This is a genomic window from Sinomonas cellulolyticus (genome assembly GCF_014656475.1).
Lineage (GTDB): Bacteria > Actinomycetota > Actinomycetes > Actinomycetales > Micrococcaceae > Sinomonas > Sinomonas cellulolyticus.
Genome location: NZ_BNCM01000001.1, coordinates 17,896 through 40,609 on the forward strand (window position 1 = coordinate 17,896; position 22,714 = coordinate 40,609).

22 protein-coding genes are annotated in these 22,714 nt (G+C 69.9%); 13 read left to right on the forward strand and 9 right to left on the reverse strand.

Going from position 1 to position 22,714, the window contains the following annotated elements; all coding sequences use genetic code 11:
* Positions 1-8: 8 nt before the first annotated feature.
* From nrdF to IE231_RS00100, 6 genes are all read left to right on the forward strand, one after another.
* Positions 9-986, forward strand: coding sequence for a class 1b ribonucleoside-diphosphate reductase subunit beta (gene nrdF / locus IE231_RS00075; RefSeq protein ID WP_189691913.1), 978 nt, complete (start codon positions 9-11; stop codon positions 984-986).
* A 65-nt stretch (positions 987-1,051) separates the two neighbouring features.
* Positions 1,052-1,453, forward strand: a complete 402-nt coding sequence (locus IE231_RS00080) for a hypothetical protein (RefSeq protein ID WP_189691914.1) — start codon at positions 1,052-1,054, stop codon at positions 1,451-1,453.
* 157 nt (positions 1,454-1,610) lie between these two features.
* Positions 1,611-2,684, forward strand: coding sequence for a type I restriction enzyme HsdR N-terminal domain-containing protein (locus IE231_RS00085; RefSeq protein WP_189691915.1), 1,074 nt, complete (start codon positions 1,611-1,613; stop codon positions 2,682-2,684).
* An 84-nt stretch (positions 2,685-2,768) separates the two neighbouring features.
* Positions 2,769-3,095 (forward strand): cupin domain-containing protein, encoded by a 327-nt coding sequence (locus IE231_RS00090; protein WP_189691916.1) that lies wholly within the window; start codon positions 2,769-2,771, stop codon positions 3,093-3,095.
* A gap of 105 nt (positions 3,096-3,200) precedes the next feature.
* Entirely contained in the window at positions 3,201-4,157 is a 957-nt protein-coding gene (locus IE231_RS00095) for a hypothetical protein (protein WP_189691917.1), read from the forward strand.
* 99 nt (positions 4,158-4,256) lie between these two features.
* Complete coding sequence (locus tag IE231_RS00100) at positions 4,257-5,372, forward strand: FUSC family protein (protein ID WP_189691918.1); 1,116 nt, start codon at positions 4,257-4,259, stop codon at positions 5,370-5,372.
* Between the two features lie 10 nt (positions 5,373-5,382).
* Here IE231_RS00100 and IE231_RS00105 read toward each other — a convergent pair whose 3' ends face one another.
* Complete coding sequence (locus IE231_RS00105; RefSeq protein WP_189691919.1) at positions 5,383-6,834, reverse strand: MFS transporter; 1,452 nt, start codon at positions 6,832-6,834, stop codon at positions 5,383-5,385.
* Positions 6,835-7,132: 298 nt separating this feature from the next.
* Here IE231_RS00105 and IE231_RS00110 point away from each other — a divergent pair, with 298 nt between their 5' ends.
* Both IE231_RS00110 and IE231_RS00115 read left to right on the forward strand, forming a co-directional pair.
* A complete protein-coding gene (locus IE231_RS00110; RefSeq protein WP_229866395.1) occupies positions 7,133-7,966 on the forward strand; it encodes a thioesterase family protein in 834 nt (277 codons plus the stop codon).
* Positions 7,967-8,009: 43 nt separating this feature from the next.
* Positions 8,010-8,723 carry a lipoate--protein ligase family protein gene (locus tag IE231_RS00115; protein WP_189692266.1) on the forward strand — a complete coding sequence of 238 codons (714 nt, stop codon included), beginning with the start codon at positions 8,010-8,012 and terminating at the stop codon, positions 8,721-8,723.
* A 59-nt stretch (positions 8,724-8,782) separates the two neighbouring features.
* Here the strand turns inward: IE231_RS00115 and IE231_RS00120 are convergent, their stop codons facing one another.
* The 6 genes from IE231_RS00120 to IE231_RS00145 all read right to left on the reverse strand — a co-directional run bounded on the left by IE231_RS00120 (position 8,783) and on the right by IE231_RS00145 (position 12,850).
* The gene (locus IE231_RS00120; RefSeq protein ID WP_189691920.1) at positions 8,783-9,349 is read right to left on the reverse strand and encodes a cysteine hydrolase family protein; all 567 of its coding nucleotides are present in this window, start codon (positions 9,347-9,349) and stop codon (positions 8,783-8,785) included.
* 50 nt (positions 9,350-9,399) lie between these two features.
* Positions 9,400-10,041, reverse strand: a complete 642-nt coding sequence (locus IE231_RS00125) for an MBL fold metallo-hydrolase (protein WP_189691921.1) — start codon at positions 10,039-10,041, stop codon at positions 9,400-9,402.
* Positions 10,038-11,168, reverse strand: coding sequence for an S-(hydroxymethyl)mycothiol dehydrogenase (locus tag IE231_RS00130; protein ID WP_189691922.1), 1,131 nt, complete (start codon positions 11,166-11,168; stop codon positions 10,038-10,040). Before IE231_RS00130 ends, IE231_RS00125 begins: the two co-directional genes overlap by 4 nt.
* A 115-nt stretch (positions 11,169-11,283) precedes the next feature.
* Positions 11,284-11,559: a mycoredoxin gene (locus IE231_RS00135; protein WP_189691923.1), complete on the reverse strand. Its 276-nt coding sequence runs from the start codon at positions 11,557-11,559 to the stop codon at positions 11,284-11,286.
* A gap of 64 nt (positions 11,560-11,623) precedes the next feature.
* Positions 11,624-12,076: a universal stress protein gene (locus IE231_RS00140; RefSeq protein WP_189691924.1), complete on the reverse strand. Its 453-nt coding sequence runs from the start codon at positions 12,074-12,076 to the stop codon at positions 11,624-11,626.
* A gap of 57 nt (positions 12,077-12,133) precedes the next feature.
* Positions 12,134-12,850: an SOS response-associated peptidase gene (locus IE231_RS00145; RefSeq protein ID WP_189691925.1), complete on the reverse strand. Its 717-nt coding sequence runs from the start codon at positions 12,848-12,850 to the stop codon at positions 12,134-12,136.
* Between the two features lie 45 nt (positions 12,851-12,895).
* On the opposite strand from IE231_RS00145, the gene IE231_RS00150 reads away from it, so the two are divergent.
* From IE231_RS00150 to pdxS, 5 genes are all read left to right on the forward strand, one after another.
* On the forward strand, positions 12,896-14,878 hold the full coding sequence (locus IE231_RS00150; RefSeq protein ID WP_189691926.1) for a helix-hairpin-helix domain-containing protein: 1,983 nt from the start codon (positions 12,896-12,898) through the stop codon (positions 14,876-14,878).
* A gap of 71 nt (positions 14,879-14,949) precedes the next feature.
* A complete protein-coding gene (gene thrS / locus IE231_RS00155; RefSeq protein WP_189691927.1) occupies positions 14,950-16,980 on the forward strand; it encodes a threonine--tRNA ligase in 2,031 nt (676 codons plus the stop codon).
* A gap of 1 nt (position 16,981) precedes the next feature.
* The gene (locus IE231_RS00160; protein WP_189691928.1) at positions 16,982-17,599 is read left to right on the forward strand and encodes an HIT family protein; all 618 of its coding nucleotides are present in this window, start codon (positions 16,982-16,984) and stop codon (positions 17,597-17,599) included.
* Positions 17,589-18,206, forward strand: coding sequence for a phosphatidylinositol phosphate synthase (pgsA, locus tag IE231_RS00165; protein WP_189691929.1), 618 nt, complete (start codon positions 17,589-17,591; stop codon positions 18,204-18,206). Before IE231_RS00160 ends, pgsA begins: the two co-directional genes overlap by 11 nt.
* Before the next feature lie 75 nt (positions 18,207-18,281).
* Positions 18,282-19,190 (forward strand): pyridoxal 5'-phosphate synthase lyase subunit PdxS, encoded by a 909-nt coding sequence (pdxS, locus tag IE231_RS00170; protein ID WP_189691930.1) that lies wholly within the window; start codon positions 18,282-18,284, stop codon positions 19,188-19,190.
* Between the two features lie 109 nt (positions 19,191-19,299).
* Here the strand turns inward: pdxS and IE231_RS00175 are convergent, their stop codons facing one another.
* Positions 19,300-20,598 (reverse strand): phosphoribosyltransferase family protein, encoded by a 1,299-nt coding sequence (locus IE231_RS00175; protein WP_189691931.1) that lies wholly within the window; start codon positions 20,596-20,598, stop codon positions 19,300-19,302.
* Between the two features lie 100 nt (positions 20,599-20,698).
* The gene (locus IE231_RS00180) at positions 20,699-22,711 is read right to left on the reverse strand and encodes a M3 family metallopeptidase (RefSeq protein WP_189691932.1); all 2,013 of its coding nucleotides are present in this window, start codon (positions 22,709-22,711) and stop codon (positions 20,699-20,701) included.
* Positions 22,712-22,714 lie beyond the last annotated feature (3 nt).

Here is a 22,714-nt window from a genome sequence, read left to right on the forward strand (position 1 = left end):
GACCATCGATGACTCCCGAGAAGCTCAAGCTCCTCGACCACGTGCAGGCGATCAACTGGAACCGCATCCAGGACGAGAAGGATGTCGAGGTGTGGAACCGCCTCGTGAACAACTTCTGGCTCCCGGAGAAGGTGCCTCTCTCCAACGACGTGCAGTCGTGGGCCACCCTGACTCCCGAGGAGCAGCAGCTCACCATGCGGGTGTTCACGGGCCTCACGCTCCTGGACACCATCCAAGGCACGGTCGGCGCGGTCAGCCTCATCCCCGATGCGATCACCCCGCACGAGGAGGCCGTCTACACGAACATCGCGTTCATGGAGTCGGTCCACGCGAAGAGCTACTCCTCGATCTTCTCGACGCTGTGCTCGACGAAGGAGATCGACGACGCCTTCCGGTGGAGCCTCGAGAACGAGAACCTCCAGCGCAAGGCCCACATCGTCATGGACTACTACCGGGGCGACGAGCCGCTCAAGCGCAAGGTCGCCTCGACCCTGCTCGAGAGCTTCCTCTTCTACTCGGGCTTCTATCTGCCTATGTACTGGTCGTCCCGGGCGAAGCTCACCAACACGGCGGACCTCATCCGGCTCATCATCCGGGATGAGGCGGTGCACGGCTACTACATCGGCTACAAGTTCCAGAAGGGACTCGAGAAGGTCTCCGAGGAGAAGCGCCAGGAGATCAAGGACTACACGTTCGAGCTGCTCTTCGAGCTGTACGAGAACGAGGTCCAGTACACCCACGACCTCTACGACGCCGTCGGGCTGTCCGAGGACGTCAAGAAGTTCCTGCACTACAACGCGAACAAGGCGCTGATGAACCTCGGCTACGAGGCGATGTTCCCGGGCTCCGTCACGGACGTGAACCCCGCCATCCTCTCTGCGCTGAGCCCGAACGCGGACGAGAACCACGACTTCTTCTCGGGCTCGGGGTCCAGCTACGTGATCGGCAAGGCCGTGAACACCGAGGACGAGGACTGGGACTTCTAGCCTCGGGGCCCTGACCACAGGGGCCGAAGCGGATTGCCCGGAGTGCTGTCGGGTAGTGCCGTGCTATGCGGCAGAACCAGGTGGCGCTGGCACAGGGCCTGTTCAACGTTGTGAGCGGTGGCTGGGCGCTCGTGCACCGGCGGAGCTTTGAGGCGGTGCTCGGCACCAAGACGGACTGGTGGCTTGTGCAGACCGTTGCTGGACTGCTGGTCGGCAACGGCATGATGCAGCTCACGGCGGGCAGGGAGGGCCGCGGCCTTGGTTCCGCACGCCAGGTCGGCATGGCGACGGCCGCCACTCTGCTCGCGATCGAGCTGCGCTACGGCATTCCGGGCCACATCAGGCGCACGTACCTCCTGGATGTACCCGTCGAGGTGGCATGGATCGTCCTATGGCTCGAGAGCCGAGAAGGCGATCGCCGCAGTGGTGTCCTCGGAACCCTCCCCGGATGTGGGAAGGTCCGCTAGGGTTCGGGGGAGGGGCGGCCGGGGGGCCGCTGGGATGGGGGGACTTCCGATGGAGCCGAAGGCTTCAGCTCGCTATGCGGCGCTGACACGCTGGGCCGAAGCTGCGGCACAGGCGGGCCACGACGTGCCAGCCGGCCACATTCTGGAGGTGCTCGCCGTGACGCGATCCTTGGAGACTCCCGCGGCGGAGCACCCTGCGGTGACGCCGTGGGCTGACACGATCCGATGGATCATGGCCCAGGCCTCGATGGGAGTGCTCGATCCGTACTCGCAGCTCCCTCCCGAGCTGGCCGTCCCCAGAGAGGCATCCTCGGCTCACGCACAGGACGACGATGCCCCAGGTGCGGCCGACGGGCCCGAGCCGCCTCCCGAGAGCGCCATCGGAACGGCGGCCATCCTCACCGGAGCACCGCCACGCGAGGGTGCTCCGGCTCCGTCAGCGAGGGAGGACCAGGAACCGGCTGACGACGGGCCGGAAGGTCCCGCCGGCGCAACGAACCAGCCGGGAAGCAAGGCACCAGCGGTGAGACCGAGACTGAAGGTGCCCCGTTGGGAGGAGGCCGCGCGGGAGCAGACCCTCGCAGCCGTGCGGAAATTCGCCGACCCCTTGCGGGCGCTGCTGGAGCGGGACGCAAACGAGGGGGACACCCGGCTGCTGATCACGGATCTGCTGTGCGAGGGTCTTGGGTACGACAAGTACGCGGACCTGACAACGGAGTACATGGTCCGTCAGGACTTCGCCGACTACGGCGTGCGGATCGACCGCCAGCTCGTGGCCTTCATCGAAGTCAAGCGCGTGAGCCAGAAGCTCAATGAGCGCCACCTGCGGCAGGTGCAGATGTACGCCGTGAACGAGGGCATCGAATGGATGGTTCTGACGAACGGGCAGATTTGGCAGGTCTACCACCTCACTGGCGGCCTCCCCGTTGTCGTGGACCTAGCCCTCGACGTCGACCTGCTCGGTCCCGAATCCGCCGAGACCAAGGCGTCCAAGCTGTTCTACCTGCATCACGAGTCCCTCAAGCGGCGGCAGATCGAGGAGGTATGGCGGCACAGTGCCGCCACCGCGCCGGAGCTCCTACTCGACGTCATCCTCTCGGAGCCGGTGCTTGACCTCGTTCGGCGTGAGGTGAAGAAGCGGACGGGGACGGCTACAAGCACTGCTGTGCTGCGCAAGGTGATCCGCACCGACGTCGCTCAGCCGAAGCTGCTTGACAGGATCTCGCCGTAGCGCGACCGTCCACGGTCGCGAGCCCGGAAGGATCGGAGCTCAGCGGGCCTTGACCCCCTCACGCGACCGGCGCACGATGCGGGAATGCGGAAGTTCTCTCTGGACGCCTTGGCGCGTGAGCATTTGGACCAGGCAGGCAGTGCTTCGGCGGGACGCAGCGCTACGACGGTCTACGGGGGGCACGAGCAGGCCCTCCGACAGACGGTCGTGGCCCTCCGCGCCGGGGCGTCCCTGTCCGAGCACGAGAGCCCCGGCGAGGCGACGCTGATCGTGCTGCGCGGTCGGGTCACGCTGGCGTCCGAGAACGAGACCTGGGACGGCCGCACGGGAGACCTCCTCGTGCTTCCGCCGGCCCGCCACAGCCTGGAGGCCCACGAGGACAGCGTCATCCTGCTCACCGTGGTCAAGTAGGCACGACGACGGTCTCCGCGGCTATCGCGCGCAAGCCGCCGTCGTCCTGTTCGGACGGGCGCGAAGCCTGCCCGAGCCGCCACAGCGCTGCCTATGATGCGTCCCATGGACCTCGCTGCCGTCGCCGCTGAGCTGTACGCGCTGCCCCCGAGCGAGTTCACTGCAGCTCGGAACGCGCGGGCCAAGGCAGCGAAGGCCGAGGGTGAGGCGCTGCTGGCCAAGCAGGTAGCCCGGCTGCCCAAGCCGTCCGTATCCGCGTGGTGCGTGGACGCCCTCGTCCGGACCCGGCCGGCGGAGCTCGCCCCTGTGCTCGAACTCGGGGCTGCGCTCAGGGAAGCCCAGGATTCGCTGGACGCCGCGAGGATGCGCGAGCTCGGCGAGCAGCGCATGGACGTCATTGCCGAGGCGGTGCGGTCTGCGCGGGAAGCCGCGGAGGAGCAGTCCGTCGCGGTGAGCGAAGCCGCCGCCGGCGAGGTCGAGCAGACCCTTCGCGCCGCGATGGCTGACCCCCAGGCGGGCGATGCGGTACGCAGGGGCCTCCTCGTGAGGTCGCTGGTGAGCAACGGATGGGAACCGGTGGACCTCGACGGCGCGGTCGCCGTCCCGGGCGCAATCCCCGCGCCCGCTCCAACGGCCCAGAGCGGCGCGGCCGGGAAAAGTGCCGAGGTAGCACGGACGCCACGGCAGAATGGCGACGCGGCGCCGCAGGCCGAGGACGAGGCGGCCGCCCACAGGCGCCGGGCCGAGGCGGAGGCAGCCCTGGCGCGGGAGCGCGCCGGGGCCGAAGCCGAGCTCACAGAGGCCGAACAGCGGCTCGAGAGTGCCCGCGCCGAGCTGAAGGAGGCACGGGAGCAGGTTGCCGCAGCCTCCGAACGCCGGGACAGGCTCGAGGGCGAGCGGGAGGATCTGCGCCGCAGGCTGGAGCGCCTCGAGCAGGAACTGGAGGCCGCGGACCGGGAGGAGGGACTCGCCGGGCGCGCCCAGCGGCTTGCAGCGCGCGTCGCCGAGCAGGAGGAGCGCGCCGTCGACCGTGCGCGGGAACGGGTGGAGCGTCTCCGCTGACGACGCGCCCCGTCCCTCCGGATGAGCGGCCCGGGTGAACGGCCCAGCGTGAACGGGACCATTTCGACGCGGCACCCGAGAAGATGCAACGCTGGAGCAATGCCCCTCACCTTCCCCCGGACCGTCAGATCACTCACGTCCCGCGGCTGGTCAGCCACCGCTTCGGGGCTCCGGGGGGCGGTCGCGACCGAACGGCTACTCCTTGCAGGGAAGACGGCGCTCGCGGCGGGCCTTGCCTGGGCTCTGGCCCACCTCATGCCCGCGCCGCTGGACCACTACGCGTACTACGCGCCGCTCGGCGCACTCGTGAGCATGTATCCAACCGTCGCCGATTCGCTGCGCAACGGGCTGCAGAGCCTCGTGGGCCTCTCCCTGGGCATCGGGGTCGCGCTGCTCTTCGGCAGTTTCACGGGCACGTCCGCCGTTGCGGTAGCCCTGGTCGTGGGCGCCGGAGTGGTGGTCGGCGGCCTTCCGAGGATGGGGACGGCGCGCGAGTGGGTTCCCATGGCGGCGCTGTTCGTCCTCGTGCTCGGCGGCGATGCCCGCGACGACTTCTCCTTCGCCTATCTGGCCCAAGTGGGCCTCGGCGTAGCGCTCGGCGTGGCCCTCAACTGGCTCGTCTTCCCGCCACTGCGGGTCCAGGCGATCAGCCCGGCGGTCGCGAGGATCCGCAACGCCCTGGCGGAACAGCTGGAGGACATGGCCGCCGCTGTCGGAGAAGAGTGGCCGCCGGAGCACCGCGACTGGTCAGAGCGCGAGGATTCCCTGGCGCGGACCGCAGCGGGCGCCCGGCGCGCCGTCGAGGAGGCGGAGGTGAGCGCCCGCGCCAACCCGCGGAGGCGGCACTACCGGCACACCCTGAGCAAAGGCCTCGAGGACCTGCGCGCGATCGAACGGGCCACATTCCAGGTCCAGGACGTCACCGACGTCCTCGCGAGCGTGATCTGGGAGGAGCATGCGGGCACCACCGTCCCTGCCGAGCTCACCCCGGAGCTGGCCGGGGCTCTCTCCGCAACAGCCGAGGCGCTGCGCACCATCGACGACCCCGACGCACTGGACGCGGCCCTCGACAGGGCGCAGGAGGCCCTCGACGTCCTCAGCGGCTCCTACCACGAGGTCGCGGCACGGCAGACCTCCGTGACCGCCACCGCGGCCATCGGACTGGCCCTGTCCCGGATCCTGCGGATCATCCGGTCGCACGCGTCGAGGGCCTGACGCCGGTCCGTCAGGCCTCGTTCTCGACTGACTCCGACTCTTCCGGAGCCGAAGCGTCTCGGTGGCGGTCCCGGGGCATTGCGAGGACTGCGGCAACGATGAGGATCGCGGCTGCGAGGACGGCGAGGAACACGGCGGCCGACGCCGGCACGATCGCCTGCGCATGCTGCGCACCGCCGGGGGTGCTGGCATAGATGCCATTGGCGATCGCGCCGAACACCGCCACGCCCAGAGCGCTCCCAATGGAGCGTGCAAAGAGGTTCGTGCCGGTCACCACCCCTCGCTCGTGCCACTCGACGCTCGACTGCGCTGAGATGAGGGTCGGGGACGCAGTGAGGCCCATGCCGAGTCCGATCACGAAGCAGCTGCCAGCCACCCAGACCACCGAGGGGCTGTGTGCGGTGGCCGCGAGAACAGCCGTGCCGGCCACGGCGACGAGGATCCCGATGAGCGCGGTGGAACGGAATCCGATCCGCAGGTACAGCCTTCCCGACTGGGACGCGCTGACGGGCCAGCCAAGGGTGAGGGCGGCGAGAGCGAGGCCCGCGAGGATGGGGGAGACGGCGATCGAGCCCTCGAGGAACGTGGGCACGTAGGAAGTGAGCCCCAGGATCATGGCACCCACCCCGAATGACACGAGGGTGGTAGTGAGCAGCAGCCTGCGGGAGACCACCCACAGCGGCAGGACCGGCTCGGCGGCCCGCCTCTCGACGAGGAGGAAGGCGGCGAAGAGGAGGGCTCCGAGGCCGAATGTCCCGATGCCCGGTACCGAGCCCCACGCCCAGGCCTGGCCCCCCTCGAGCGCGCCCACGATGAGCAGGGTCATTGACGCCGTGAGCAGCGCTGAACCGAGGTAGTCGATGCGGTGGCGCGACTTCTCCACGGACTCGTGGAAAGTCCGCATGAGCATCCATGCGGCGAGGAGGCACAGCGGGATGTTGACGAGGAAGATGCCGCGCCAGATCCCCAGGGCTGCAAACAGGCCGCCGAGCGTCGGCCCCACCACGGACGAGATGGCCCACACGCTCGCGAGGTAGCCCTGGACCTTGGCCCGCTCTGCCACGGTGTAGATGTCCCCGGCGATCGTGATTGCCATCGGCTGCACTGCGCCGGCACCGAGCCCCTGGATGACCCGGAACGCGATGAGTGCTCCCATCGATCCGGCCACCCCGCACAGGATCGATCCGAGCAGGAAGAGTCCGATGCCCGTGAGGACCAGCGGCTTGCGCCCGAATGTATCGGCGAGCTTCGCGTAGACGGGAACCGAGACGGCCTGCGCGAGCATGTACGCCGAGAACAGCCACGGAAAGGCCGCGAAGCCGCCGACGTCATGGACGATCGAGGGAACAGCCGTCGCGACGATGGTCGAATCGATGGCCACAAGACCGGTGGTCAGCATGAGCGCGATGAGGATAGGGCCCCGTTCTGAGCGGAAGCCGACGTCCGCACGCGTAATGGTCATGTGGGGGGCAACCCCATCCGTGCGCCAAATAGTCCCGCCAAACGGTCGACTAAGCTCCCTGATCAGGCGAGGAGATTGTCTCCTCATCGGCATTCGACCTATGGTTCGAGCATCTCGCGGGGTCTGGGTGGACATGGGTGGTTGTCGGCACGGCGGCGCTCGCCGTCGTCGTACGCGTCGTGCGCGTGCACCGTCTCAGGAGACGGACCGCGGAGCAGCCCGTCCATCTGCAGGCGCGTCCGACGGATAGGCTGGACGCGGCCTCCCCGGGTGAGGAGGGCCGGGAGAGGAGCGGAACGTGACGCAGCAGGCCGGAGCTAACACGGAGTGGGAGCGGGAGCTGCCAGAGCTGGCAGAGGGCGACTTCTACTACGAGGACCTCGGCGGCGGCCGCTACCGTTCCACGATCCACGCCCAGGGCGCATGGAACGCCCACGAGCAGCACATGGCCCCCGTGTCCGGGATCCTCGCGCACGCCCTCGCCACCCACGAGCCTCGGCCCGAGATGCGCATTGCCCGCATCAGCTACGAGATCCTAGGCCTCATCCACGCCGGCGAGTTCGAGGTCGCGACCCGCACGGTGCGCCCTGGCAGGACGATCGAGCTTATCGAGGCGGAGCTGACGGCTCAGGGCCGGGTCGCGGTCCGGGCGACCGCATGGCGCCTCATCACCACGGACAGCTCCTCGGTCGCCGCGGTCGAGGATGCCCCCATCCTGACCCGCGAACAGTGCGAGCCCTGGGACGGCTCGACAGAGTGGCCCGGTGGATACATCCGCTCCCTCGAGATGTACCAGGCGCCCCACCACCGCTCGGGCAACGGCACCGTGTGGATCCGGACGTCCCACCCGCTCGTGCGCGGCACGCCGAGCGCGGACTGGGTGCGCCTCATGGGGCTTGTGGACACGGCCAACGGCATCGCCACGCGCGTTCCGCCGGGACCGGGGAGCTGGGCATTCCCCAACGTGGACCTGCAGATCCACATGTACCGCGAGCCGCACGGAGAGTGGCTCGGGATCGACAACGCCGTCTCCTTCGGATCCGACGGGATCGGTCTGACCTCCTCAGTGCTGCACGACTCGGAGGGGCCGTTCGGGCGCGCAGAGCAGATCCTCACCCTGCGCAGGAGCTGATCCCGTGGCCGAATGGAACGGGGGAGCGAGCGTCCCGCTCGAGGTGGTCCGTGGGAGCGGTCTCTCAGCCGGTGCTGGGGCCGCTGCTGAGCTCGCGCGCGCGGCGGAGCTGCTCGACGAGGTCAAGCGCGGGGTCCGGGGAGGCACCCTACGCCTGTACCGCCCGGACCCGACCATGGCGTTCGGCCAGCGGGACACCCGCCTGGAAGGTTTCGACGCCGCACGCGCGGCCGCACTCGCGCACGGATTCGAGCCCGTGGTCCGCAAGGCCGGGGGGCGCGCGGCCGCCTATCACGAGGGCACCCTCGTCGTGGACCACATCGAGCCGGCCCGAGAGGCGATGGTGGGCCACCGCCACCGCTTCGAGGTCTTCGGGGACCTCTACGCCGGCGTGCTGCGCGGGCTCGGCGTCGACGCCCGTGTGGGAGAGATCCCGGGTGAATACTGTCCGGGCGAGTTCAGCGTCCATGGAGTCCCGCGCACGACGCCGGGCAGCCTCCTCAAGCTCGTCGGCACGGCGCAGCGCGTGGTGGCGGGAGCTTGGCTCTTCTCCTCGGTCTTCGTGGTGAGCGACGCCGGGCCGGTGCGTGCGGTGCTCACGGACGTATACCGCGCGCTCGGCCTGCCCTTTGACCCGACGACGGCGGGCGCAGCCGACGACCTGGTGCCGGGGCTCACCGTCGACGCCGTCGAGGATTCACTGCTGGCGATGTACGCCGCACAGGGCGCACTGTCGGCGCCGGGAGCCCGGGACTAGAGGACCCGCAGGCCCGAGGGTCCTCTGCACAGGCACAGCTCCCCGGGCCGGCCGGGCGGTCAGGCCGCCTGGCCGCCTTTGAGGAGTTCCACGGCAGTATCCACGTCCAGGGTGTCCTGCCGGTACTCCGCGCTGAGGACGTCCAGCATGGACTGGGCATGGTCCGGCGTGGAGGCACCCATCGCGCCCTCCACGAAGGCGACGCGGAAATTGTGGGCGTACGCGTCTGCCGCCGTCTGGGCGACGCAGCTGTGAGTCGAGACGCCTGCCAGGAGGAGCCGTTCCGCTCCCCACGTCGTCAGGCGCGTCACGAGGTCTGTCCCGACGAACGCGCTGTCGCGGTGCTTCACGAGCTCGGGCAGGCCCTCTGTGTCGAGTTCGGGCAGGGCCGCCGCCTGGGCGGTCCCGCGGAATGCGAAGCCCTGCTCGTCGTCCAGCATCGACAGGGTCCACGTTGAACGGTCCCGCTCGTGTTCGGTGCGCGTGATGAGCGCGGGTGACCCGCCGGCGCGTGCGGCGGCGATGAGCCTGTTGCACGCACCGACGAGTTCCGCCCTCCCCTCCGAAAGGCTCGGGTCCTCAAAGAAGGCGTTCTGCATGTCGACGATGAGGAGGGCGGTGCGCATGGCGCGATGATTACCCAGATCGGATGGAGCTCACACCTCCCGCTGGCGGGTCAGTGGCCGCGGGCGATCCATTCCTCGAGGTGAGGGGCTTCGGCAGCGATGGTGGTGGGGTCGCCGTGGCCCGGGTTGACGGTGGTTTCGGGCGGGAGCGTGAGCAGGCGGGTGGTGATGGAGTCGATGATGGTGGGGAAGTCGGAGTAGGTGCGGCCGGTGGCGCCGGGGCCGCCGGCAAAGAGGGTGTCGCCGGTGAAGACGGTGGCGAGGGTGTGGGCGTGGAAGCACACGGAGCCGGGGGTGTGGCCGGGGGTGTGCAGGGCGGTGATCTCCGTGCCGGCGACGGTGAAGACCTCCCCGTCGGCGATCTCGGCGTCGGGGACGGTGCCGGGGTAGAGGGCGTCCCAGAGCATGAGGTCGCCCGGGTGCAGGAGCACGGGGGCGCCGGCCTTGTCCGCGAACTCGCGGGCGTGGCGGATGTGGTCGTCGTGGCCGTGTGTGAGCAGCACCGCGGTCACGGTGCGGCCCGCGACGGCGCCGGCGACAGCGCCGGCGTCGTGGGCGGGGTCGATGACGATCACCTCGGTGTCGTCCCCGACGATCCAGACGTTGTTCTCCACATCCCACGTGCCCCCGTCGAGGGAGAACGTCCCCGAGGTGACGATCCGCTCGATCCGGGCGTGCCCTGCCCCGCTCACAGCTCGACCACCGAGCGCAGGACCTCGCCGCGGTGCATCTTGGCGAACGCGGCCTCGACGTCGCCGAGGCCGATCCGCTCGGTCACGAACGCGTCCAGCGGCAGGCGGCCGAGCTTGAACTGCTCCACGAGCATCGGGAAGTCCCGGGACGGCAGGCAGTCCCCGTACCACGAGGACTTCAGCGACCCGCCGCGCCCAAACACGTCCAGCAGCGGCAGCTCGAGCGTCATCTCCGGGGTCGGGACGCCCACGAGGACCACGCGGCCGGCCAGGTCCCGGGCGTAGAAGGCCTGCCTGTAGGTCTCCGGGCGGCCGACGGCATCGATCACCACGTCCGCGCCGTGCCCGCCGGTGAGGTCGCGGATGGCCTCGACGGGGTCCGTGTCCTTCGAGACGACCCCGTGGGTGGCGCCGAGGCCCTTGGCGAGCTCGACCTTGGCGGGGTCCAGGTCCACGGCGATGATCGTCGTCGCGCCCGCGAGCTTCGCGCCCGCGATCGCGGCGATGCCGACCCCGCCGCAGCCGATCACGGCCACGGACTCCCCGCGCCTGACCTCCCCGGTGTTGATCGCGGCGCCGATGCCGGCCATGATGCCGCACCCGAGCAGGCCCACCGCTGCCGGGTCCACGTCGTCGTCGATGCGGGTGCACTGCCCGGCGGCGACGAGGGTCTTCTCGGCGAAGGAGCCGATGCCCAGGGCCGCCGTGAGGGGGGTGCCGTCCTCGAGGGTCATCTTCTGGGTCGCGTTGTGGGTGGCGAAGCAGTACTGCGGCTGGCCCTTCGCGCAGGCCCTGCACTGCCCGCACACGGCGCGCCAGTTCAGGATGACCCGGTCCCCGGGCTTGAGGTCGGTCACGTCCGGGCCCACAGCGGAGACCACCGCGGTGGACTCGTGCCCGAGCAGATAGGGGTAGTCGTCGCCGATCCCGCCCTGCTTGTAGTGCAGGTCCGTGTGGCACACCCCGCACGTGAGCACATCCACGAGCGCCTCGCCGGGGCCCGGATCCGGGACCAGGATCGTCTCCACGGCCGCCGGCGCATCCTTCTGCCGCACCACCACCGCCCGCACACGATGGACACTCGGACGATCGACTGCAGGTGCGGCGTTCTGAGATTCGCTGGCCATGAAAAACCTCCGGTGGCTCCCTTGGGATGATGTCGCCATCCTAGGGAGTCGCCAGCGGGTGCGGAAATCTCTCAGCGCAACACTGTTGCGCCCTAGCCCGGAGGAGCGGGGCCGACTACACTCCCAGCTTCTGCTTCACCTGGGCCGCGGACGGGTTGGTGGCGGCGCTGCCGTCGGGGAAGATCACCGTGGGGACCGTCTGGTTGCCGCCATTGAGCTCCTCAACGAGCGCGGCCGTGCCCTCGACCTCCTCGATGTTCACCTCCGTGTAGCCGATGCCCTGCGCGTCGAGCTGCTTCTTGAGGCGATTGCAGTACCCGCACCAGGTGGTGGAGAACATCGTGATCGTGCCTTCGGCAGGCGTGAAGTCGGCGGGGGTGGCGGTGTCCATGCGTGAGCTCCTTGACAGGGTTGGGATCGTGGGTTGCAACACCGCAGTGGACCGCAGTATTCCCTCACGCTGTGGAGCGATGGACCACCAGGACGGGGCACGACGCATGCTCCGCGCAGGTGGCGCTGACCGAACCGAGCAGGAGGCCCCTGAAGCCCCCGAGCCCACGCGCACCGACCACGAGGAGCCGCGCGCGGCGGCTGGCCTCTATGAGTACGTGCGCGGTCGGACCGGAGGCGATCAGCGTTCCGAGACCTGCCGGCACGTCTTCGCCGAAGGCCTCGGCCAGTGCCGCCTCGAGCACGTCCCTCGCCTCGGCCTCCGGAGCCCAGGCAGGGTAGATGCTGCCCACCCCAGAGACCGGGTACTGCCACACGGCTGCCGCCACGATCGGACCGCCAACTGACTCTTCGAGCCGTGCAGCCCACCGCAGCGCGTCGATCGAGCCGGGGGAGCCGTCCACTCCCACCACGATCCCTGTCAGAGGCGGCTGTTCCGGCCCTCCTGGCTCCGTCATGGCACCGAGAGTAGGCCGCCCGTCCAGCGCCGGGAAGGGCCGGCGCCAATGTTCGGCTCAGGTCGCCTCGATCAGCTCCGGCCCGTTGTTGCGCACGCTGTTGACCATGCTGCTGACCACGCGTGGGGTCAGGTGCGGCTCGGGGATCGAATCGATCAGTGCCTTCACCTCGCCCTCATCAGTGGTGAGTGGATCGAGCCAGTCAGCCCACATCTCCCGGGGGACGATCACCGGCGTTCGGTCATGGATATGGCCCAGCGCGTCCGACGCCGGCCCGGTGAGGATTGTGCACGTGCGCAGCCATCGTTCGGGGTCGTCCGGTGGGAGCGTCGGATCCGGCCAGTTCTCGAACAGGGCCGCGAAGGCGAGGAGGCCATCATCCGGCGCGTAGAGGTAGGTGGGGATCTTCTCGAGCTTCCCGGCCGCCTCCCGCTTCTCCCACTCGTAATAGCCGTCCGCCGGAACGAGGGCCCGCTTGGTGGCGGCAGCCTTGCGGAATGACGGCTTCTCGGTGACGGTCTCGCGCCTGGCGTTGATGAGGCGCGCAGCGCCCTTCGTATCCTTCGACCACGGCGGCACGAGCCCCCACCGCGCGGTCACGAGCTTGCGCGAGAGGCCGCCGGCCTCCCTGTCGCGCCGTTCGAGGATGATGGGCACGGGGTCCGTCGGCGCAATGTTGTACGAGGGCTGGAGATCGTCCACGTAGGACTCATCGACGTCGAAGTCCGCCACGAGGTCACCCACGGTCTGTGCCATCACGTATCTGCCGCACATGGGGCCATTATTGCCGACCACTGTGCTCCCGTCGCTAGACTGGCGTTGTTCGAACATCTCTTCGATGTCCAGTCCTTCCATGGCCTCGGGAGCGACCGCTTGCTCTTCACCCACCTCCACGTCACGCCCGGCGACAGCACAGGGGGAGACCCCACAGGGGGAGACCTCCTTGACCGGGGGCTCGCCGAGGCGTGGGCTGACGCGGCACGTGCGGACGGGGCCTCTGCCGCGTCATGGACCGAGCGCGATGGCCTCCACGGTGCGGTCCGCCACGTCGCCGCGTGCCTTGAGCGGGGACTGGCCCCAATCGTCGGGGTCGAGCTCGGCGTCCTGGCCGACACGGACGGACGGCGCGGTGAGGCTGGCGAGGCGGGACGCGTCGTCGTGCTTGCCCACGGCGGCAACGCCGGTGCCGGCTGGGCGGCGCTGTGCCGCCTCGTCACCGCTGCCCACGCCCGCACAGGCAGGGACGGAAAGCGTGGGCCAGCAGGCGTACTGCGCGAGGAACTGGCCGCCGGCTGCCTCGACCCGAGAACCGGCCGCCCGGCCGTCACGGTCCTGATCGGGCCGGATTCGGATGTGGGCCGGGCGATGAGCGGCGACCGCTTCCTCCGTCCGCGGACCCTCTTACGGCAGTGGCTCGAGGCAATGCCTGCCGGAGTGCTCGCGGTCGAGCTCGCGACCCCCGAAGCCGCCGCGTCGGGCACGAGCCCTGCAGTGCGCATGCTCCGGCTGGCCGCGGAACACGGCGTTCCCGCCGTGCTCACCGCGTCTGCCGCCTCGGGCCGGCTCGCCACAGCGGAGACCATGCACGCCCTCGGGGCCCAGATCATCGCGGCAGCCCGCATGGGTACCCGCGACCTGGACAGCCTCCTGACCAACACGGAGCGGATCGCCGGCCGCTGCCGGCTCGACCCCACCTCGGATCTTCGCTGGGATACGCCGATGCCTGCGCCGCCCGCCGCCCTCGGTGCTGCGGATGAGGCCATGGAGGTGATCCGGAGTCTGGGCGTGCGCTGCGAGGCGAACACCGCCGCCGGACCGATCGAGGTGGAAGACCACGAGCTGGACCGCGTCTACCGTGGCCTCGTCGCCCACTTCGGCGCGGAGCGGGCCGCGCTGGCGGCCGCCTGGGACGACGGCGCGACGGCGGGCGTCGGCTCCCGCGGCCCCGCGCGGCATGAGGGCCGAACCGATGGCGGCGTCCAGCCCCTGCTCCTCGCGGACCCGGACGCCATTCCGGCCAGGCGGCCCGAGCGCACGCTCCGCCCCTGCGGCCTCGTGATCGGGGACCGGATCCGGGACCGCGTACCCCTCCAGCCGAGCGGCGCCGGTGCGCCCATGGCGCAGGCTGACTGGCGGGACGCCGCGCACCTGGGCCTCACGGTGGTCGGGGTCCGCGGCTCGCGGGCCCAGAGTGCCATCGCGTTTGCCGTCCGGGAGGCGGCCCGCGTCCACGGCTCCCGCACGGTTCCCGCCGACCCCCGGGCCCACCGCGGGTGGCTCATGTCGGAGCATCCGGAGGCCCTCCTTGCCGGTGCACTCGAACACCCGCAGCCGTGCTCCGCCGAACCGCCGGCGGTGCAGGCCGCCCGCCTCGGCGTGCCTCTGCTGCCCGTGGACATCGCCGCCAGCGGGGCCTCATACCGCCTCGAACGGATCACGAGCGGACCCGACGCGGGCCGGATCGGAGTGCGTGCGCCGCTGAGCGCGGTGGACGGGCTCTCCCGGCACGAGGCTGCACGGATCATCGCGGGCAGGCCGTACGCGTCCGCTGCGGACGTCCGCGAGAGGGCGCGGCTCACCCACGCGGCGGTGGGAAGGCTCGCGGCGGCCGGCGCGTTCGCTTCGATGCACCGGGCGGCGGCAGCAGCAGGCAGCAGCCCCTCCTTGGCCGCCGACCTCGCAGGGCTGGTGCGGAGGCCTGCCGGCAGGCCTGCCGGGCCGATGGACGGCCAGCTGCCCCTCGCGGCGGACCTGCCGGGGCCCGAGGGCGGCGCGCCCGGCCGCCCCACCGGTTTCCGTTAGGCTTGTCCCTGGCTGGCTGTGGTCCCCGTATGCCACAAGCTATGAAGCCGCACAGATGAAGAGGAGACCCCGTGTCAGATGCCCAGCAGATCATCGTTACCGTCGACGACGTACCGCAGACCGTGACGGCGGGCACCACGGGAACTGAGCTCTTCGAGGGGCGGCGCGAGATCGTCGTCATGCGCGTGGACGGTGTCCTCAAGGACCTCGACCAGCCGGTGCCGGCGGGCGCCAGAGTCGAGGGCGTCAACATCTCGAGCGAGGACGGCCTCAACGTGCTCCGGCACTCGACTGCCCACGTCATGGCCCAGGCCGTCCAGCAGCTGCGGCCCGGCGCCAAGCTCGGCATCGGCCCGTACATCAAGGACGGCTTCTACTTCGACTTCGATGTCGACGAGCCCTTCACGCCCGAGGACCTCCGCACCCTCGAGAAGATGATGCTCAAGATCGTCAACCAGAACCAGCTGTTCCGCCGTCGGGTCGTCACCGCGGTCGAGGCGGGTGCGGCGATGGCGGACGAGCCGTACAAGCTCATCATCCTCGAGTCGAAGGACGACGAGTCGAAGACGCGCGCTGCGGCCGCCAAGGAGGGCGCGAATGTCGAGGTCGGCGCAGGTGAGATCACCATCTACGACAACATCGACCGCAAGACCGGCGACGTGGTCTGGTGCGACCTCTGCCGCGGCCCGCACCTGCCCAACACGAAGCTCATCTCCAACGCCTTCGCCCTGACCCGCTCCGCCGCGGCTTACTGGCTCGGCTCCGAGAAGAACAAGCAGCTGCAGCGCATCTACGGCACGGCGTGGCCCACGAAGGAGGCGCTCAAGGAGTACCAGGAGCGCATTGCCGAGGCCGAGCGGCGCGACCACCGCAAGCTCGGCGCCGAGCTGGACCTGTTCTCCTTCCCCGATGAACTCGGATCCGGGCTGCCCGTGTTCCACCCGAAGGGCGGGATCATCAAGCGTGAGATGGAAGACTACGTGCGCCGCCGCCACATCGAGGAGGGCTTCCAGTACGTCGGGACCCCGCACATCTCGAAGGACGGCCTGTTCCACACCTCCGGCCACCTTCCGTACTACGCCGACACGATGTTCCCGCCCCTGCACGTCGATGAGGAGCGCGACGACGAGGGCAACATCGTCAAGCCGGGCCAGGACTACCGGCTCAAGGCGATGAACTGCCCGATGCACAACCTCATCTACCGCTCGCGCGGCCGCTCCTACCGGGAGCTGCCCATGCGGCTGTTCGAGTTCGGCCATGTGTACCGCTACGAGAAGTCGGGTGTGGTGCACGGCCTGACGCGCGTGCGGGGCTTCGCCCAGGACGATTCGCACTCCTACGTGACCAAGGAGCAGGCGCCGGCCGAGGTCAAGCACCTGCTGGACTTCATCCTCTCGCTCCTGCGCGACTTCGGGCTCGATGACTTCTACCTCGAGCTGTCCACCCGGGACCCCGAGTCCGACAAGTTCATCGGCACTGACGAGCAGTGGGAGGAGGCCACCGCCGTCCTCGAGCGCGTGGCCCTCGAGACCGGCCTCGAGCTCGTGCCCGATCCGGGCGGGGCCGCCTACTACGGTCCGAAGATCTCCGTCCAGGCCCGGGACGCGATCGGCCGCACCTGGCAGATGTCCACGGTCCAGTACGACTTCAACCAGCCGGCGCGGTTCGGCCTCGAGTACCAGGCGGCCGACGGCACGCGCCAGGAGCCGGTGATGATCCACGCGGCGAAGTTCGGCTCCATCGAGCGGTTCCTCGGCGTGCTCACCGAGCACTATGCGGGAGCCTTCCCGGCCTGGCTCGCGCCCGTCCAGGTGGTGGCGATCCCCGTCGCCGAGGCCTTCAACGACTACCTGTACGACGTCGTCGACCGCCTCAAGCGTGAGGGGATCCGCGCCGAGGTGGACGCCTCGAGCGACCGCTTCCCGAAGAAGATCCGCACCGCGAGCAAGGAGAAGGTTCCGTTCGTGCTGATCGCCGGCGGCGAGGACGCCGAGGCGGGCGCTGTCTCGTTCAGATTCCGCGACGGGAGCCAGGACAACGGCGTGCCGATCGAGAAGGCCATCGAGCGCATCGTCGTGGCCGTACGGACAAGGGCCAATTGAGATGGCGGAGTCCACAGGCACCCGTGTGGTGGGCCCCGGGGCGGGCGCCCCGTCAGACAGCGATGTGACCGACGACTTCGAGCTGCCCGGGACCCCGGATGCGTTCGGCCGCCTGTGGACTCCGCATCGCATGGCCTATGTACAGGGCGGGCAGGGCCAGTTCCGCAACCAGGATGACTGCCCTTTCTGCGCGGCACCCGGCCGGACCGACGAGGAGTCCCTCATCGTCCACCGCGGCCGGACGGCCTATGCCGTGCTGAACCTGTTCCCGTACAACCCGGGCCACCTTCTCGTGTGCCCGTACCGCCACGTGCCTGACTACACCGACATCACCGGTGAGGAGACGGCGGAGATGGCGGCGATCGTGCAGACGGCGATGCGGGTGATCCGCAAGGTGGCCGGCCCGCACGGCTTCAACCTCGGCATCAATCAGGGCGACGCCGGTGGGGCGGGCATCGCCGCCCACCTCCACCAGCACGTGGTGCCGCGGTGGGGCGGAGACGGGAACTTCCTGCCGATCATCGCCCAGACGAAGCAGATCACGCAGACCCTCGACGAGACCCGCCGGCTCCTCGCCGAGGCCTGGCCGAACGACGGGACGGACGCGAGTGCTCAATAGGCACGCACGCAGGGCCTTCACGAAGCTGTTCACGCCGCTCGCCGCGCTGCTTCTGCGGCTGCGGATCTCGCCGGACGCGGTGACCCTCGGGGGGACCCTGGGAGTGTCGCTCGCCGCGCTCATCCTCTTCCCTCTCGGCCAGCTGTTCTGGGGCGTCGTGGTGATCACGGTGTTCGTGTTCTCGGATGTCGTCGACGGCATCATGGCCCGCCTGGCCGGCCGGGCGGGCACATGGGGCGGCTTCCTCGACTCGACCCTCGACCGGATCCAGGACGGCGCTGTCTTCGCGGGCCTGGCCTTCTGGTTCTTCGGCGCAGGCGGTAGCTTCGCCACCGGCGCGCTCGCGCTCACCTGCCTCGCCCTGGGCAATCTCGTCTCCTACGTACGGGCCAAGGCGGAGTCCCTTGGGTTCGACGCCAACGTGGGGATCGCGGAACGGGCGGAGCGGCTCGTCTCCACGCTCGTTGTCGCGGGGCTCGTCGGACTGGGACTGCCCGTGCCGTTCCTCACGGGGATGCTCGCCATCCTCGCCGTGGCTAGTGCTGTGACGGTGTGCCAGAGGGTGTTCGCTGTCCGCACTCAGGCGGCCGCCGGAGGGGCGGCCTGAGGGGATAGACTGGGGTGTCCCCACAGACTGTTTCAGGCTTTTTCAAGCCGTTCGCGCGACAAGAAAGACGAGTACGTGTCTACTGAAGCAAACGCCTCGGCTCCCACGACGGGCAGCAACCGAGTCAAGCGTGGCATGGCCGAGATGCTCAAGGGCGGCGTCATCATGGACGTCGTCAACGTCGAGCAGGCGAAGATCGCCGAGGACGCCGGCGCCGTCGCGGTCATGGCCCTCGAGCGCGTCCCTGCTGACATCCGCGCCCAGGGCGGCGTCTCGCGAATGTCGGATCCGGACATGATCGACTCGATCATCGAGGCCGTCTCGATCCCCGTCATGGCCAAGGCCCGCATCGGCCACTTCGTCGAGGCCCAGGTCCTGCAGTCTCTCGGCGTGGACTACATCGACGAGTCCGAGGTCCTCACCCCGGCCGACTACGAGAACCACATCGACAAGTGGAAGTTCACCGTCCCGTTCGTGTGCGGTGCCACCAATCTGGGCGAGGCCCTGCGCCGCATCAACGAGGGCGCCGCAATGATCCGATCCAAGGGCGAGGCCGGCACCGGGGACGTCTCCAACGCCACCACCCACATGCGCAAGATCCGCGCCGAGATCAAGCGCCTCTCCTCCCTTCCTGAGGATGAGCTCTACGTCGCGGCCAAGGAGCTGCAGGCCCCGTTCGAGCTCGTCAAGGAGATCGCCGAGACCGGCAAGCTCCCTGTGGTGCTGTTCACCGCCGGCGGCATCGCAACCCCGGCCGATGCGGCCATGATGATGCAGCTGGGCGCGGACGGCGTGTTCGTCGGCTCCGGCATCTTCAAGTCCGGCAACCCGGCGGAGCGCGCTGCGGCCGTCGTGAAGGCAACGACGTTCTTCGACGACCCCGACATGATCGCGAAGGTCTCCCGCGGCTTGGGCGAGGCCATGGTCGGAATCAACGTCGACGACATCCCAGCCCCTCACCGCCTCGCCGAGCGCGGCTGGTAGACGGAGACTAGCGTCAAGCAGGCGGCAGTGCCGCTCTGAGACGAGCACGACGGCGGCCCGCACCTTTCCCGCGAAGGTGCGGGCCGCAGTCGTTCGCGTCACCGTGGGTTCATCGCAGGTGCTGGGCGAACCAGTCCCGCGCGAGCCGGGCAACGGCGTCGAGCGCCCCCGGCTCTTCGAAGAGGTGGGTCGCGCCCGGGATCACCTCGAGGCGGTTCGGGCACGTGAGGTGCTCAGCTGCTTCCCGGTTGAGCTGGAGCACCTGGGAGTCGGCACCGCCGACGATCAGCAGCGTCGGGGCCTCGACGTCCCCGAGCCTGTCCATGGCAAGGTCAGGCCGCCCACCGCGGGAGACCACCGCCGAGATGTGCGCGTCCGGCTCCGCCGCGGCCCACAGTGCCGCCGCCGCGCCTGTGCTCGCCCCGAAGTAGCCGATGGGCCGGTGGGGGCCGGCGGTACCCGCCCTGAGCCAGCCCGTCGCGGCCGAAAGGCGGGACGCTAGCAGTTCGATGTCGAACACCCTCCGGCGCTCGAGCTCCTCCTCGGGAGAGAGGAGGTCGAGGAGGAGGGTCCCGAGGCCGGCGTCCTGGAGGACACGGGCCACGGCGCGGTTCCGAGGGCTGTGGCGGCTGCTGCCGCTGCCGTGGGCGAAGACCACCACACCGGCATCGGGTGCCAGGTGGAGGTTCCCCTGCAGCGTGATGCCGTCGACTCGGATGAGGACATCCTCGACCTGTGCGGGGCTTCCGGCGCTTGCGGGTGGGGCGGCGGGACGGAGCGCCGCGGCGTCCAGGAGCTGGAGGACATCGTCGTCGCTCGTGGGGGAGAAGTCGTTGTAGAAACGGCCGACCGCGTGGAATGGCGACGGGGTCGTGAGGCACACGACCTCGTCCGCTTCAGGAAAGGCGCCGACCACTTCCCTTGGCCCGACTGGAACGGCGAGGACCACCCGCGCGGCGCCGAGCCTGCGTGCAATGGCGCATGCGGCGCGGGCGGTGGAACCGGTGGCGATTCCGTCGTCGACCACGATCGCGGTCTTGCCCCGCAGGTCTTCGGGTGGGCGCACCGCGCGGATCTGGGCCACGCGGGCGGTGAGGACCTCACGCTCGCGGTGCTCGACGAGATCGAACTCGCGGTCGGTCACTCCCGAGAGCGACCTGACCCGGTCATCGACGACGCGCACGCCGTTCTCGCCGATCGCGCCCATTGCGAGCTCGGGCTGGAATGGCACGCCGAGCTTGCGGACCACGATCACATCGAGCGGCGCGTCCAAGCTGACCGCGACTTCGAAGGCCACGGGAACGCCGGCCCGCGGAAGGCCGAGGACAACGGTGTCAGGTCCGTGGAACCGCGAGAGCGCGCGGGCCAGTTCGCGGCCGGCCTCGGTCCTGTCCTTGAACACGTGCATGGCCCCTCCTCGCTTCACGCCTCCACTGTGCTCCCCGCAGCTGCGGAGGGGCAGGGGCGAAGGGCCGTATCCTCGGGCGAGGATCCTCTGGCAAGGACCCTCAGGCGAGGCCGCGACGCGCCATCAGCGGGGCAGCATCCGCGTCGCGCCCGCGGAACGCCCGGAACGATTCGAGCGGATCCCGGGAGTTGCCGCGGGAGAGGAGCTCGCGGCGGAAGACCTCGCCGTTGGCGCGGCTGAGCCCTCCGTTCTCGCGGAACCACTCGACCGTGTCCGCATCGAGGACCTCGCTCCAGATGTAGGACCAGTAGCCCGCCGCGTACCAGCCTCCGGCGAAGATGTGCTGGAAGTAGCCGGTCCGGTAGCGGGGCGGCACGAGCGGCACGGCCACTCCGGCGTCGGCCAGCGCACCGGCCTCGAACGCGGGGGCATCCGTCGGGGCGCTTCCGGGAGCGATCCTGTGCCACGCGAGGTCGAGGAGGGACGCTCCGAGGTACTCGGTGGTCGCGAAGCCCTCGCCCCATAGCCTTGCGGCATCGAGCCGCTCGAGGTCCTCGGAGGGAAGCGGCTCTCCGGTCGCGTGGTGCCGGGCATAGCGGCCTACCACCTCCGGGGCGAACATCCACATCTCGTTGACCTGGGACGGGTACTCGACGAAGTCCCGCGGCACGTTCGTGCCCGAGAACCGGGGGTAGGCCACTTCCGAGAGGAGGCCGTGCAGCGCATGCCCGAACTCGTGGAAGACCGTCCGCAGCTCGTCCAGGGTCAGGAGGACGGGCTCACCCGGCGGCGGCTTGGGGATATTGAGGTTGTTCACGACGACGGGGGAGTGCGCCAGCAGCCGGGACTGCTCCACGAGGGAGTTCATCCACGCCCCGCCCCGCTTGGTGGGGCGCGCGAAGTAGTCGCCGAGGAACAGCCCGAGTCCAGAGCCATCGGCGTCGGACACCTCCCACACCCGCACGTCCTCGTGGTAGCCCACGAGATCGGTCCGCTCGGTGAAGGCAAGCCCGTAGAGCTGGCCCGCGGCGTAGAACACTCCGTCACGGAGAACCCGGTCCAGCTCGAAGTAGGGCCGCAGGGCCCGCTCGTCCACCGCGTACTTCTCGCGTTGGACCTTCGCCGAGTAGAACGCCCAGTCCCAGGGCTCCAGATCGTGCCCAGCAGCCTGGGCGAGCACCTCGGCCTCGGCTGCGGCGTTGCGCACCGCGGCAGGCGCCAAGCGGCTGAGCATCTCCTCGACCGCCGAGATCGAGGGGGCGGTCTGGTCATCCACGGCCAGTTCTGCGAAGTCCTTGAAGCCCAGGAGTGCGGCCTTCTCGGCCCGCAGCCGCGCCATCTCGGTCACCAGCGCCAGCACGTCCGTGGCGCCGCCCGAGCTGCCGCGGGCCACGGACGCCTCGAAGATCCTGCGGCGCAGGGAGCGGTCCTCGAGCACGGCCAGATGCGGCTGCGCCGTCGGCTGGATGAAGGTGAGCAGCCAGCCGGCCTCGTGGCCCGCAGCCCGGGCCGCCTCCGCCGCGGAGGCGCGGTCATCCTCGGGCATGCCCGCGAGTTCCGACTCGTCGGTGACGAGGATGGCCGCCTCGTTGATCCCCTTCGCTACCCGCTGGCCGTAGTCGGTCCCGAGGCGCGAGAGCTCCGCGTTGATCTCGCGGAGGCGCTCCTGGGCGGCCCCGTCGAGGGCAATGCCGGAGCGGCGGAAGGCGGCGAGCCACTCCTCCACGAGCCGGGCCGATTCGGGGTCGAGCCCCTGCGTGGGGATCGCTGCGAAGCGCTCGTACAGGGGCCTGTTGAGGTAGATCGCGTCGTCGTGCGCCGAGAGCTCCGGCATGAGCTCGGTCTCGAGCGCGCGGATGCCTTCCGTGCCGTGGGACGAGACCTGATTGGCGAAAGCCGCGGCCGCGCGGGTGAGGAGCTGGCCGGAGCGTTCCATCGCCACGGCGGTGTTCTCGAAGTCCGGCTTCTCGGGCGAGGAGGTGATGGCCTCGATCTCCGCCAGGTGCTCGGCGAGGCCGGCCCGGATGGCCTCCGCGTAGTGCTCATCGGCAATCTCGCCGAAGGCGGGGAGGCCGTAGGGGAGCGCGCTGGGGGTCAGCAGGGGATTCGCCACGGC